The sequence below is a fragment of the Novacetimonas hansenii JCM 7643 genome (assembly GCF_000964405.1).
In the GTDB taxonomy this organism is placed as follows: Bacteria; Pseudomonadota; Alphaproteobacteria; order Acetobacterales; family Acetobacteraceae; genus Novacetimonas; species Novacetimonas hansenii.
The window spans coordinates 1-14016 of sequence record NZ_BANE01000058.1; the positions used below are offsets into that span (position 1 = coordinate 1).

Annotated in this window: 10 protein-coding genes; 2 read left to right on the plus strand and 8 right to left on the minus strand. The window is 61.9% G+C overall.

Annotated features, from left to right (window positions below):
• Positions 1-1053: 1053 nt before the first annotated feature.
• Genes B7G66_RS04545 through ade form a run of 4 tightly spaced genes read right to left on the minus strand, consistent with a single transcriptional unit; the run spans position 1054 to position 5237 of the window.
• Positions 1054-1872 carry an aromatic-ring-hydroxylating dioxygenase gene (locus B7G66_RS04545; RefSeq protein ID WP_040510361.1) on the minus strand — a complete coding sequence of 273 codons (819 nt, stop codon included), beginning with the start codon at positions 1870-1872 and terminating at the stop codon, positions 1054-1056.
• Positions 1872-2585 (minus strand): hypothetical protein, encoded by a 714-nt coding sequence (locus tag B7G66_RS04550; protein WP_003617163.1) that lies wholly within the window; start codon positions 2583-2585, stop codon positions 1872-1874. The genes B7G66_RS04545 and B7G66_RS04550 overlap by 1 nt, the downstream gene beginning before the upstream one ends.
• Positions 2582-3505, minus strand: a complete 924-nt coding sequence (locus B7G66_RS04555; protein WP_003617162.1) for a site-specific integrase — start codon at positions 3503-3505, stop codon at positions 2582-2584. The genes B7G66_RS04550 and B7G66_RS04555 overlap by 4 nt, the downstream gene beginning before the upstream one ends.
• Before the next feature lie 16 nt (positions 3506-3521).
• Positions 3522-5237, minus strand: a complete 1716-nt coding sequence (gene ade, locus B7G66_RS04560) for an adenine deaminase (protein ID WP_003617160.1) — start codon at positions 5235-5237, stop codon at positions 3522-3524.
• Positions 5238-5612: 375 nt separating this feature from the next.
• Between ade and thiC the strand changes: the two genes are divergently transcribed.
• Positions 5613-7454: a phosphomethylpyrimidine synthase ThiC gene (thiC, locus tag B7G66_RS04565; RefSeq protein WP_003617157.1), complete on the plus strand. Its 1842-nt coding sequence runs from the start codon at positions 5613-5615 to the stop codon at positions 7452-7454.
• Between the two features lie 391 nt (positions 7455-7845).
• Here thiC and B7G66_RS04570 read toward each other — a convergent pair whose 3' ends face one another.
• The 3 genes from B7G66_RS04570 to B7G66_RS04585 form a co-directional block, all read right to left on the minus strand.
• Positions 7846-8937 (minus strand): branched-chain amino acid aminotransferase, encoded by a 1092-nt coding sequence (locus B7G66_RS04570; protein WP_003617155.1) that lies wholly within the window; start codon positions 8935-8937, stop codon positions 7846-7848.
• A 297-nt stretch (positions 8938-9234) separates the two neighbouring features.
• Positions 9235-10068 (minus strand): nitroreductase family protein, encoded by an 834-nt coding sequence (locus B7G66_RS04580; RefSeq protein WP_003617153.1) that lies wholly within the window; start codon positions 10066-10068, stop codon positions 9235-9237.
• Positions 10069-10197: 129 nt separating this feature from the next.
• Positions 10198-11640 carry an NAD-dependent succinate-semialdehyde dehydrogenase gene (locus B7G66_RS04585; RefSeq protein WP_040511297.1) on the minus strand — a complete coding sequence of 481 codons (1443 nt, stop codon included), beginning with the start codon at positions 11638-11640 and terminating at the stop codon, positions 10198-10200.
• 332 nt (positions 11641-11972) lie between these two features.
• Between B7G66_RS04585 and acuI the strand changes: the two genes are divergently transcribed.
• A complete protein-coding gene (gene acuI, locus B7G66_RS04590) occupies positions 11973-12959 on the plus strand; it encodes an acrylyl-CoA reductase (NADPH) (RefSeq protein WP_003617148.1) in 987 nt (328 codons plus the stop codon).
• A gap of 144 nt (positions 12960-13103) precedes the next feature.
• On the opposite strand, the gene B7G66_RS04595 is transcribed toward acuI, so the two are convergent.
• Complete coding sequence (locus tag B7G66_RS04595; protein ID WP_003617145.1) at positions 13104-13328, minus strand: CbtB domain-containing protein; 225 nt, start codon at positions 13326-13328, stop codon at positions 13104-13106.
• Positions 13329-14016 lie beyond the last annotated feature (688 nt).

Below are 14016 nucleotides of genomic sequence, written 5' to 3' on the forward strand. Positions count from 1 at the left end.
TGATGACGCGTGCCTGCACCGGCGGACGCGGCGGCGGCGGCGGCGAGGACTTGGGCGCGCCAAGACCATACATCAGCGCCGTGACAAGAGCGCCCTCGAAAAGCAAAACGACGCCAAATATTATGGCTTTCTGTAATCGATTGTCACTTTGTTCCGCATACGTCATACCCATACCTCATTCAGAACGGCATAGTTAATGGAGTTTATAGAAAGTTTTCTGGTGTTCTGATTTGACCGAATACTACGAGAGTATGACCAGATATCTACGAAACGCCTGGTTGAACCCGACTGTACCAGCCTGACATTCCCCCATCTGGATAACGCCGCCTTCGCAATTACCACGCATTGCTACCGACAGTGCGTCAGAAGGACTGGCAAACAGTCGCGAAGCCGGTAACCGGTTCCTCCCCTGCAAGGAAAGTCGCTTGTCCATCATGCTTTATCCATAAACGTCCATAAACATTATTAACTCTCCGAAATCAACCCTCTTGTGGCCGAAACGGCATGGGAGGACACGCGTCATGCTTCGTGAATCGATTACCGAAAATAACAAACCAGAAACGCCATCCCCACCGATGAAAAACTGATTTTGCCAGCTTGAGCAAAAACCCGGCGCAGTCAAGCTAAGGGACAACAATTAATGGAAAAAACACACAAGAGACGCTTCCCGGAACTCACTTTCGCACATCGTTGATATCCCTGTGTCCGTTACCCGCATATCCCGGCGGCACGATTGCGCCCCCCTTTCACCTGACACTGCGGCACGGCGCACGCGGACATGGCATTATGTTTCTTACGCAGAATGACAGGCACGCGACATTAAGTTAACACATCGAAACAATATCGGGTAGTACGTTTGCACCCATCGCATCACTTTTCGTTATTACACGATTTATTCACGCAATTCCGGCGCATTGTTCATGCAAACCGTGGACCCGATTGATGCATCCTAATGAAAGGTATCATACACCACCTGTTATATTTACGGCCAACAAAATATTACTGCCCACGCCATCAAAGGCCATAATTCCGCCATATCCGGGGCCGATCCCCTTACGTGCGGCAAAATGCGGGCAGAGGGTCCGGGTCCGCCTGCGTGGCGCGGGCCTCGCCCTGCTTCACCAGCTCAAGACAGGCGGTAAAGGTGCTGGTCCATGCGGACCGCGCACGCACGGGCGGCCCCGCGGGCGCTTCGGACGCTCCCCCGCTGGATGGCATCCTGTCTGGTGGCATCCTGTCCGGCAGCATCCGGTCCAATGTCACCGGGCCGTCGGCCAACATCAGGGCATGGCGCACACGCACGCGCGCATCCTCCACATCGAACAGGTCGAGCTGCACCGGTGCATAAGCGGGTTCAGGCGGTGGCACCCCCCAGTTACCGTCAAAAACCGCAAGACATCCCCACAGGAATTCGATCCGGTCGGTTTCCCATTCTGGCGGCTGTTCCAGAAGGTCGCAGGCAGGCCCACCGCCATAAACATGGATCTCCTGCCCCAGTTGCGGACGGGCAGACAGCCAGGCGGCCAGGCGGCCTGCTTCCTCCGCCGCCAGAAGCTGCGCGCGCAGGCGCGACACCTCGTCGGTGGCTTCGCGCTGCCGCGGGTCATCCGCAGGCAGCATCAGGCGTGAACGCAGCAACAGCAGCCCCGACACCATGACCGCCCATTCCGCCTTACGCCCCAGTGGCAGGGAGGATGACGCGCGGATGGCCACCGTCAACTGGTCCACCAGGGCCACAAGGTCAAGGGCGCGGATATCAATCCTGCGCGCCTGCGCCAACGCCAGCAGGTGTGTCAGCCCCCCCTGATACGCCTCCATGCGGATGACGGGTTCCGGGCGGCCATCTTCCTCGAACAGGTCATACTGCGCCATTACGTCATGTCCCGTGGCGACAGGGCGAAGGACAGGTCCGGCCAGCGTGCGCGCAACGCCACCACCAGCGGTTCCGGGGCCTCCGCACGCGGGGTAAAGAAACCATAGACCACCGGCTTGTGCCCATTGGGCAACCGCCGCCCCGCCTTGCGTCCCACCAGGCGCTGCACATTGCGCGGGGCCTCCGCCGTGCCCCAGTGCCGCCGCAACCATGACAGTGCGTCAGGATGCGTCGCACCCAGCCGCAGGATGTCGGGCGGGATGGGCACCAGTGCATGGAAATCCAGCACGCACGCATGGTCCATACGCATCAGGTTCTGCGAATGGCGCACCTCTGCCGCATTGCGGAACTGCCGCGCAAGGATGCGGCATCCTTCCACCGACAGGCCACGACGGGTATGCGCGGACGCGCCATCGCCGATTGCCAGCGCGAACATGTCCTCTTCCACCCGTTCCCCGTCAAAGGGCCACGGGATCAGGCCGCGTCCACGCGCCGCACCGGCGAATCCCTCCACCACGGCCACCGGTCCATGCACCAGCAGGTGCCACCATTGCCAGTATCCATTCCCCGTCGCATCACGCCATGCCGCAAGCGGCCTGCGCCCCCGCCGTCCCCGTGGCGCAGGCGCGGTGGGCAGTGCGGAGTCGGGTGCTGTTTCCTCCCCCTTGACAGGGGGCAGGTCGGCCCATGGGAAACGCAGGTTTCCGGTCATGGCAGGCTTGCCCGGACATAGGCGAGCATCGCGCGCGGGTCACGGTGGCGGGTGTGATGACGCACCTCTTCCACATCAATCCCGCGCGACAGGGCATCGGCGATATATCCCGCCCGCAGGGCATGCGCACTGAGCCGTGCGGCATATCCGGCGTCGAGATCAGCCAGAGCCGCCCGGCGTTGCAGGATACGTGTCACGGCAAACGGCGTCAGCGCCCGCCCACCGGCCCGCCCGCCCTTGGAAATGGGACGGAACAGCGGCCCGGTCTGGCGGTGCGCCACCTTCTGCCACGCGGCGAAGGCATGGGCGGGACACAGCGTCAGGTCATCGGGCCGTTGTGGCATGGTGACCTCCTCCCCCACCGGGGCGGCCGCCACGGCTGCGGGATCGGGGGCGGCGCCGTCGCGGATGCGCATGACCACACCGCCAGGCGTCAGACGCACATCCTCCACCATCAACCCCACCAGTTCCGAACGCCGCAATGCACCAGCAAACCCGAAAATCAGCAGACACCGGTCCCTGCGCCCGCGCGCACTGTCATCACAACGTTCGACCATGGCACGCAACTGCGCCACCGTCAGGATTTCGGGCGGGGACGCAACCTGTGGCGCGGCGGCCTCCAGCGCGGCATGCAGGGCGGCGCGGATGACGGGTTCCCCCACCTTCCATGGCAGGTTGTTGAAACGGTGCATCTTGCCGATCGCGGCAAGGCGGCGACGGATGGTGGCCGGGGCATAGGTATGCAGCGACTCCAGATACGCCGCGACATCCCCTGCCGTGGCGGGGATGGGCCTGATCCCGTGATCGGCGCACCACGCGGCGAAATGCGTCCAGTCAGCGCGATAGGCACGCAGCGTCGCCGTGGCCTGGGGCCGGATGGTGGGCGCGCCCCCCGCCTGCGCCGTCATGTCCTGTGCCATCAGTTATCCGCGTATCCTACAACAGGGCCATGCGATCGACATCCACCATCCCGAAATCCGTGATCTTGAGGTGCGGTATCACGGGCAACGGCAGGAACGCCAGTTGCAGGAACGGTTCATCCAGCACACAGCCCAACCCCCGCGCGGCGGCGCGCAGAACCTCCAGCCGGGCGGCAACCTGTTCAAATGGCGCATCGCTCATCAGGCCCGCGATCGGCAGCGGCAGGTCGGCAAGCACGCGCCCGTCACGCACGACGACAAATCCTCCCCCCGTTGTTTCCAGATGATTGACGGCCACGGCCATGTCCGCACCCTCAAGCCCGACAACACATATATTGTGGCTGTCATGCCCGACCGATGACGCCAGTGCTCCGGCCTTCAGCCCGAATCCCTTCACCAGGCCGCGACCGATATTGTCGTTGTGCCCATGGCGCGCCACCACGCAGACACGCGCGATGTCACGGGCGGGATCGGCCTGTATCACGCCATCGCACACCATCATGTCGGCACGCAGGAATTCAGTAATGATCTGTCCGGGGATCAGGCCGATCACCGGGGCCTGCACGCCATTGCCGGCCTGCGCCATGTCGGCGGCACTGACCGGGGCGGGCAGGCTGACGCTGTGCAGCCCCACTGGCGCGATCACCTCCCGCGTGGCGAACAGCGCGTCATCCACCAGCCGCCCTGCTGCGATCACATCGGCGACACGGCATTCACGCAGGTCATCAAGCAGCACGATATCGGCCCGCCATCCCGGCGCAACCATTCCCCGATCCCGCAACCCGAAAGCCTGCGCCGCGCTGAGCGAAGCACTGCGATACGCGGCGAGAGGTTCGACACCTTCGGCGATCGCAAGACGGATCAGGTAATCCAGATGCCCTTCATGCGCGATTTCCAACGGGTTGCGGTCATCGGTACAGAACGCGAAAAATGGCGAGGTCGCGGGCGTCAGCAGCGGAACAAGCGCGCGCAGGTCCTTGCATACGGACCCTTCACGGATCAGGACCGTCATACCTTTGCGCACTTTTTCCAATGCCTCGGCTGCGGCCGTGGCCTCATGATCGGTGGAAATCCCCGCCGCCAGATACCCGTTGAGCGCCCGCCCACGCAGCAATGGCGCATGGCCGTCGATATGCCGCCCCGCAAATGCCGCAAGCTTCGCCATGCAACCGGGATCACCGTTGAGCACGCCGGGCACGTTCATGAATTCTGCAAGCCCGATGACACAGGGATGGTCACGCCATTCCATCAGATCGTCAGCCGACAGGCACGCGCCCGATGTTTCCAGCGTGGTCGACGGCACGCAGCTTGACAGGTTGACACGCAGGTCCATCACCACGCGCGATGCGGCATCGACGAAATATTCCAATGCCGCACGGCCCAGCACATTGGCCATTTCATGCGGGTCACAGATGGCGGTCGTCACCCCGTGCGGTAGGACGCAGCGATCAAATTCGAACGGCGTGATCAGCGAGGATTCAACATGCAGGTGCGTATCAATGAACCCCGGCACCGCGATGCGGCCCTGCGCGTCGATGACGTGGCGTCCCTCATAATGGTCCAGCGTGCCGACAATGGTGTCGCCACAGATGGCGATATCCCCATCAAGCAGTTCCCCCGTCACAAGATCCAGCAGGCGTGCGCCACGGATGACGATATCGGCGGGTTCGCCGCCACGTCCCTGCGCGATACGGGTGGCAATCGGGCGGGTGGGGATCGGTCGGATGCTCATCGGCCTGTCTTCCGTTCTGATTTCCCTTGTCCTTTTACCCTACTCCGCACCAATGCTGATACCGGGGGGACATATTTTTCACATCCTGTTGTCCCATGGCTTTGGTGATTGACAGCAATCGCCAGTTTACCGATCCTGCATATACCAAGGGGAGTCCCGTCAAAGGGGCTGAGATACCGCTGGCACGCCGCTCTGGCGTGGATGCGGGGACCCTGCCGGGTGCATGATGCATCCGGGGAACCTGATCCGGTTCATACCGGCGGAGGGACTGGTGTGACATCGGAAACAACAGGCCCCCGCCGCATTCCCTGCCCGCGGGACCACCTTCCGGTTTCTCCCCTTCCCCTGTCGGAGAGAAACATAAGGTGTCCTGTCATGACCAAGAGTGTCCCGCCTTCCTCTCCCGACCATGTCACAACCGGCCCGATCCAGGGGTCGGTCAAGGCATGGTCTTCCCCCACCTCCCGCCCGGACATTCGCGTGCCATTTCGTGAAATCGCGCTCGAACCCTCGGCCAATGAACCCCCTGTACGCGTCTATGACACGTCAGGCCCCTATACCGCATCCCCCGCCCACAGTGACGTGCGCCATGGGCTGCCGCGCATCCGCGAGGCATGGATCGCCGCACGCGACACAATCACCGTCACCCCCCGCGCCGTCCGGCCCGAAGATAACGGCTTTGCCGCCGGCGCACAGCTTGTCCCCCCCTGTCCCGCGCCGCATACCGTGCGCGAGGGGAAACGTGGGGCCAGGGTCACGCAGTTCGAATATGCCCGCGCAGGCATCATCACGGACGAGATGATCTATGCCGCGCATCGCGAAAACCTTGGCCGCACGGAAATGGTACCCGGGGCAGAGGCCCGCCGCGCGGACGGGGAGGATTTCGGGGCAGACATCCCCGCCTTCATCACCCCGGAATTCGTGCGATCCGAAATCGCGGCGGGGCGGGCGATCCTGCCGGCCAACATCAACCACCCCGAACTTGAACCGATGCTGATCGGGCGCAATTTCCTCGTCAAGGTCAACGCGAACATCGGCAATTCCGCCGTCACCTCCTCCGTGGCGGAGGAAGTGGAAAAGATGGTCTGGTCCATCCGCTGGGGCGCCGATACGGTGATGGACCTGTCCACCGGGCGCAATATCCACAATATCCGCGACTGGATCATCCGCAATGCCCCGGTGCCCATCGGTACGGTGCCGCTGTACCAGGCGCTGGAAAAGGTTGGCGGCGTGCCAGAGGCCCTGACATGGGAAATCTTCCGCGATACCCTGATCGAACAGGCCGAACAGGGCGTGGATTATTTCACCATCCATGCGGGCGTACGCCTGCGCCATGTGCCGCTGACGGCCAACCGCGTCACGGGCATCGTCTCACGCGGGGGGTCGATCATGGCGGGGTGGTGCCTGCACCACCATCGCGAAAGCTTCCTGTACGAACATTTCCCCGAAATCTGCGACATCATGCGTCGTTATGACGTATCATTCTCGCTTGGTGACGGGTTGCGCCCCGGTTCCATCGCGGATGCCAATGACGCGGCACAGTTCGCAGAACTTGAGACACTGGGCGAACTGACAAAAATCGCATGGGCCAAGGGGTGCCAGGTGATGATCGAGGGGCCGGGCCATGTGCCCATGCACAAGATCAAGGTCAATGTGGAAAAGCAGTTGCGCGAATGTGGTGAGGCCCCGTTCTATACGCTGGGGCCGCTGACGACGGATATCGCACCGGGATATGACCACATCACATCGGGCATCGGGGCCGCGATGATCGGGTGGTTCGGTACCGCGATGCTGTGTTACGTCACGCCCAAGGAACATCTGGGCCTGCCCGACCGCAATGATGTGAAGACGGGCGTCATCACCTACCGCATTGCAGCCCATGCCGCCGACCTTGCCAAGGGACATCCGGCGGCACAGCTACGCGATGATGCCATCAGCCGCGCACGGTTCGATTTCCGCTGGAACGACCAGTTCAAGCTGTCACTCGACCCCGATACGGCCTGCGCCTACCATGACGAGACCATGCCGCGCGAAGCACATAAAAGCGCGCATTTCTGTTCGATGTGCGGACCGAAATTCTGTTCCATGCGCATCAGCCACGACCTGCGTGACGCCGCCGCGCGGGAAGCGGGAATGGCACAGAAGAAGGAAGAATTCCGCGAAGGTGGCAACCGGCTGTATGTCCCCATAGCCGAGGCCGAAACGGCGGCGGAATAAAGAGATGATTGGGAAACAGAAGCTTCAGGGTGCCGCCTTTTTCAATAAAGGCGGCGTTCCGCGCTGCTTTTCCAAAAGGGCTTCACCAGACCCTTTCACTCCTGCCGACATCCCTGATTGCCCGGTGTCCCTGACCGCCCGGTGTCCCAACAAAAATGCGCGCCCCGTTTATGGGCGCGCATTTTCATGAAACCATATCTTGCGTCACCCCATCATGGGGAGACGGTTCAGAGACTGTTTAAAAAGTCAGGCGCGATAACACCCTGAAATTATAAAGATTTTTGGTGAAGATTTTTCTAAAAAGCTTCAGAAGACGCCGCCTTTTTGGAAAAAAGGCGGCCCCCAAAAACTTTTCTTGTTTTTTATCAAGGATTTGTTTTCAAACACTCTCTCAGACGACCTTATGCACCCAGCCATACGGGTCGGGCGCATTGCCGCGCTGGATCGCGATCAGGTTGGTACGCAGCTTTTCCGTCACCGGGCCGATAGTGATGCCATCGCCGATCACGACCTCGCCCTGCTTCCCACGGAACCGCCCGATGGGGGAGATCACCGCCGCCGTGCCACAGGCGAACACCTCCCGCAGGCGACCACTCGCGGCATCGGCATACATCTGGTCAATGGCATAAGGCTCTTCACGCACCGTCAGGCCACTGTCGCGCGCGATGCGCAAAATGGAGTCGCGCGTGATGCCACGCAGGATTGTGCCCGTCAGCGGCGGTGTGGCGACAGATCCGTCATCAAAGACGAAAAACACATTCATCCCGCCCATTTCCTCGATCCAGCGGCGTTCCACCGCATCAAGGAACAGCACCTGCGCACAGCCATGGCCCTTGGCTTCCTTCTGCGCCATCAGGCTTGCGGCGTAATTGCCACCGCATTTCGCCTCGCCCGTGCCGCCGGGGGCCGCGCGGCAATAATCGGACACCCAGACGCTGACGGCCTGTTCGCCGAAATACGCCCCCACGGGGGAGGCAATGACCATGAACAGATATTCGGACGCTGGCTTGACGCCAAGGAAAGCCTCGCTCGCGATCATGAAGGGACGGATATACAGGCTTTCATCGGGGCGGGTGGGCACCCAGTCGCGATCCACCGTCACAAGCTGGCACACCGCCTCGACAAACAGGTCTTCGGGCAGTTGGGCCATGGCCATACGCTCGGCCGATGTGCGGAAACGCCGGGCGTTGGCGTCGGGACGGAACAGGGAAATCCCCCCCTGCGCCGTGCGATAGGCCTTCATCCCCTCAAAGATTTCCTGCGCATAGTGCAGCACGGCCGCCGCCGGGTCGAGCGTGATCGGCGCATAGGCGCGCACCACGGGATCGTGCCAGCCCTGCCCCTCGGTATAACGGATGACGGCCATGTGGTCGGTAAAGATCCGGCCAAATCCGGGATTGGCCAATACCTCCGCCCGACGCTCCGGCGAAACCGGAGAAGGATTCGGTGAAAGCGTGAAACGGTGTGTACTGACGCTGTCCATGACCATTGTTCTCTTTCATCATGCGCGGCCGCCACGGCGACGTGCCGGGCTGTTTTTTGCGCATCCGGACGGGAAACAGACACAACTTCCCCAGAATATCCCGCAGGTCAAGCCCATGGCCCCATTGACGCATCCCGCCCCGCCCGATGGAACGGCCCGATCGGACAGCAGGCCATAAGGCGACGCGCCGCAGAATCCTCCAGAACCGGGCAAAGCCTGCGAAATGCCACCTTGCCGAAGATGTGCATGACAACAGGCCCGCCAGACAGCGCGACCGTCAAACCCTGCACCACGGCCCTAGCGCAGTTCGAAGCCCCGGCGCACCAGTTCCTCGCGCAGGTGATCGCGACCGTGCATGGCCCCGGCATCGCGCACACGCGCGATCACCGTGGCGGACCAGTCCTGCCGGGACAGGCCCTGTTCGGCGCGAAAACGCTGCATGGTGGCGTCATAGGCGGGGATCTGGTCCGTACCTTGCGCATATTTTTCATGATGCAGCACCGCCGCCTGCGGCAGGCGTGGCCTGATTGTGGTGGGCTGCTGACGGTCGGGATGCCCCACGCACATACCGAAAATCGCAACCGTGCGTGGCGGCAGGCCCAGTTCCGATGCGATTTCGGCGGGCTGGTTGCGCACCCCACCGACATAGACGATGCCAAGACCGAAGGATTCGAATGCCGCCGCCGCATTCTGTGCCGCAAAGGAGGTATCGGCCACCGCCATCGTGAAGCTTTCAAGATAATCCAGCGCCACATGCGGTTGCGCGCGCGCATCGGCGGCATGTTCCAGCCGCGACAGGTCGGCCACCCATATCAGGAACAGTGGCGCCTGCGCGATGAAGGCCTGATCGCCCGCCAGCTTTGCCAGGCGCGCGCGGCGTTGCGCATCGGTCACGGCAATGACGCTCCACGCCTGGAAATTGCATGAACTGGATGCAGACTGCGCCGCCGCGACCGCGACCTCCAGCGCGCCGTGCGGCACCGCGGCTGCGGAAAAGGCACGTACGGAACGATGGGCCATCAGGCCACGCACAACGGTGTTTTCCGGCAATCCCACATCCGGCGGAGGCTGGCGGTAACGCGCCTTCCACAGGTCGGACAGCGATGAAGAGGAGGTCGGTGCATCCGTCATGGCGATACCCCTTAACTTGTACCAAGGACAAAGGAAAAGGCTACCAGATCACGATCGCATCGCGTGGCGGTAGCCACGCGATGTCACACCTGCCCCCATTTACGCGCACGCCTTGTCCGGAACGTTCCGTCAGCCGTACGCGCGCACCGTCACCAGCCGCGTGTCGAGATAGGCCTCCAACGCCTCCGTCCCACCTTCGGAGCCATAGCCCGAATCGCCAATTCCCCCGAACGGGATTTCCGGCAGACCCAGGCCGATATGATTGATCGTCAGCATGCCCGCACGTACCTGATCACGCAGGATGGCCGCCGTACGACCCGACCCGGTAAAGGCATAGGACGCCAGCCCGTAATTCAGCCGGTTGGCCTCTGCCACGGCGGCATCAAGCGTGTCGTACGGCGTCATCAGCGCAACCGGGCCAAAGGGTTCGTCATTCATGATGCGCATGCCGGTCGTGACATCCGCCAGCACCGTGGGTTCAAAGAAATAGCCCGTATTGCCCACGCGCTTGCCCCCTGCGGCAATGCGCGCGCCCTGTCCCACCGCATCGGCCACCAGCGTTTCCATCATGTCCACGCGCCGCACATTGGCCAGTGGCCCCATCTGCGTCCCCTCCACAAGGCCATCGCCCACCCGCAGCGCGGACGCCGCGGCGGCGAAGCGCGTGACAAACGTGTCATAGGCAGGGCGTTCCACCAGGAACCGCGTGGGGGCAATGCACACCTGTCCCGCATTGCGGAACTTCGCCCCCGCCAGCAGCGACACCGCGCGGTCCATATCCGCATCGGCACTGATGATCACGGGCGCATGCCCGCCCAGTTCCATCGTCGCGCGCTTCATGTGCGCGCCCGCAAGCGCGGCAAGGTGCTTGCCCACCGGCGTGGAGCCTGTGAACGTCACCTTGCGGATGATGGGATCGGCGATCAGGGTCTGCGAAATCTCCGCCGGGGTGCCATAGACAAGGCCCAGCACACCCGCCGGAACACCCGCATCCGCCAGCGTGCGAATGAACTCCGCAGGTGATGCCGGGGTTTCCTCCGCCGCCTTGACGATGATCGAACATCCCGCCGCCAATGCGGCCCCCACCTTGCGCGCGACCTGGTTTACAGGGAAATTCCATGGGCAGAACGCGGCCACGGGACCGACCGGGCTGCGGATTACCTCCTGCATGATGCCCGGCGCACGGGCGGGAACGATACGGCCATAGGTGCGGCGCCCCTCTTCGGCCATCCAGTCCACGACATCGGCAGCCGCGAGCAGTTCGGTCCGTGCCTCGCCCACGGGCTTGCCCTGTTCCATCGTCATCAGCACCGCGATGTCACCGCTGCGTTCACGCAAAAGGGCCGCCGCGCGGCGCAGGATGCCGGAACGTTCCAGCGGGGACATGCGTCCCCACGTGACAAAGCCGCGCGCCGCCGCATCAAGCGCACGACGCAGGTCGGGCGGTGCGGCATGGGCGACATGGCCGATGACCTGCGCCGTGGCGGGGTTGAGCACGTCAATCGTGCGCCCCCCCGTGCCATCGGTCCATGTCCCGTCGATATAAAGCTGTGTGTTGCGATAGGCTGTCATCGGCGTCCTGCTTTCGTTATCCGATCCATCATGTGCGAACATGTCGCGCCATATTTGCATGAGCGCACCAGCCCAGCACATATCCAGATCACAAAACAGACAGTTCACGCGGATGTCGCTGCACAGGCACACGAAAACCTGCGCCTATCGCGCGTCCGCATGCCCGGCGCCCGCGCACATCCCCGTGCGGGTCGAGCACGCGGGCAATCCGTTCAGGAAATTGCACAAGTTTTCGAGACCCGGTCATCTTATCCTGATTCATCACAGGTTACGGACCGCAATCTGGACAGGGGAGTACCCCTGCCTGCCATGATATCCCGGAGAGCGCGCCGATGTTCAACGCCATCATGATCGACAAGACCCGCACGGGATCACGGGCCAGCATACGCAGCCTTGAGCGCGCAGCGTTACCCGAAGGCGAGATCACGATACGCGTCGATTATTCCTCGCTCAATTACAAGGACGCACTGGCCATCACGGGGCGCGGCCCGGTGGTGCGGCGTTTCCCGATGATCCCCGGCATCGACCTTGCGGGGGAAATCATCGCATCGGATGACCCCATCTACCGCCCCGGCGACCAGGTGATCGCCAACGGGTGGGGATTGGGGGAGGAACACTGGGGTGGCCTGTCACAGATGGCGCGCGTACATGGGAAATGGCTGCTGCCGCGCCCCCGCAACTTTTCCGCACGTCAATGCATGGGTATCGGCACGGCGGGCTATACCGCGATGCTGTGCGTCATGGCGCTGGAAAAAGGGGGCGTCACCCCCGGTGATGGCGAAATCGCCGTGACCGGCGCAGGCGGCGGCGTGGGTGGTATTGCCATCGCCCTTCTGGCGCGGCTGGGATACCGGGTGGTGGCCGTGACCGGGCGCGACGACCTGACGGGCTACCTTCACATGCTGGGCGCGGCAGAAGTGGTGGGGCGTTCGGCCCTGTCCCATACCGCCCGCCCGTTGCAGGCAGCCCGATGGCGCGGGGCCATAGATGTGGCGGGGGGGAAAATGCTGGCGGCGTTGTGCGCCAGCATGCGACCGGGGGGCGTCATCGCCGCATGCGGTCTGACGGCAGGAATGGACCTGCCGCTGACGGTTGCGCCCTTTATCCTGCGCGGCGTTACCCTGCAGGGAATCGACAGCGTCACGTGCCCACGTGACCAGCGCATGGCGGCATGGGCCAGGCTGGAGCGTGACCTTGATCCCGCACTGGTCGATTCGATATGCGCAGACATCCCCCTGAAACAGGCGATCGCGACGTCACCGCGGCTTCTGGCGGGCAATGTGCGTGGGCGCATCGTCGTCAACACCCACGATGCCTAAGCCACAATGCCCGCACCATAATGCTGGCACGCAACAGATGGGGCCATCACGCCACTGGGCGCGCGAACACTCCGCCACAAAAGCAACCGCAATGGCCAACCTGCCGCCCGGAGAACCCGCCCGGACAGCAGCCGACAGGAAACGTCAGTGGCAGGGGAAGCCGAGCAGGTGACGTCCATCATGGACGAATTCATGGACATAATGCCCCGACACCAGCGAGGTCGCACCCTGTTCCGCGCCCACGAAATACAGCAGCAGCGAAGCAATCACGAGGCCGAAGACCGCCCACGGCAGCAGGTCACGAACCGGAATCGCGACAGGCGCGGAAGACAGGCCACCCGCAGGCAGGACAGAAGATGTGTGGTTCATGGCAAAATGCACTCCCTGATCAGTCGTGATCCCCGACTAACCGATTTCGGACCCCTCGGCAAACGCTTCCGCCCCCTTGCCGGTGGGCATCGGGCATGCGCACGCGGGGAAAACGCCGACGATGAAAAACAGTGACGCCGTTTTTATGAACGCTCCGTTTACGAACGGCCGGGGACACAGGGCCACGACACAGGGGCGTCCGTCGCCTTTATGATCCTGCCCCGACAAGATGTCCCAACACAACGCTTCGACAGAAATCCCCGACCTCAAGAGATCCTGGCACCAAGATCTCAATGAGGACGCCGAAAGCCTGTTTGAAAACAAATCATTGATAAAAACAGGAACAGTTTTTTGGTGTTGCCGTTTTTCAAAAAATGCAATGTATTCTGAAGCTTTTTGGAAAAAGCTTCACCAAAAAATTTTATAATTTCAGGATATTATGAAATCTGACTTTTCAAAAAATAGGGCAACGCCTGAAATGTTCCCGTTTTCTCTTGATGGGATATTTTAAATGCAGTCTCTATTTAAAGAGACCGTTGGCATGCAAAGATCATAAAAAATTTTAATAAATATTCTCAAAAAAAACATGTAAAAAATTACATTTTTAAGAGAATGTTTGAAAAGTCAGGCTGAATAACATACTAAAGTTATAAAGGTTTTTGGTGAAGCTTTTTCCAAAAAGCTTCAG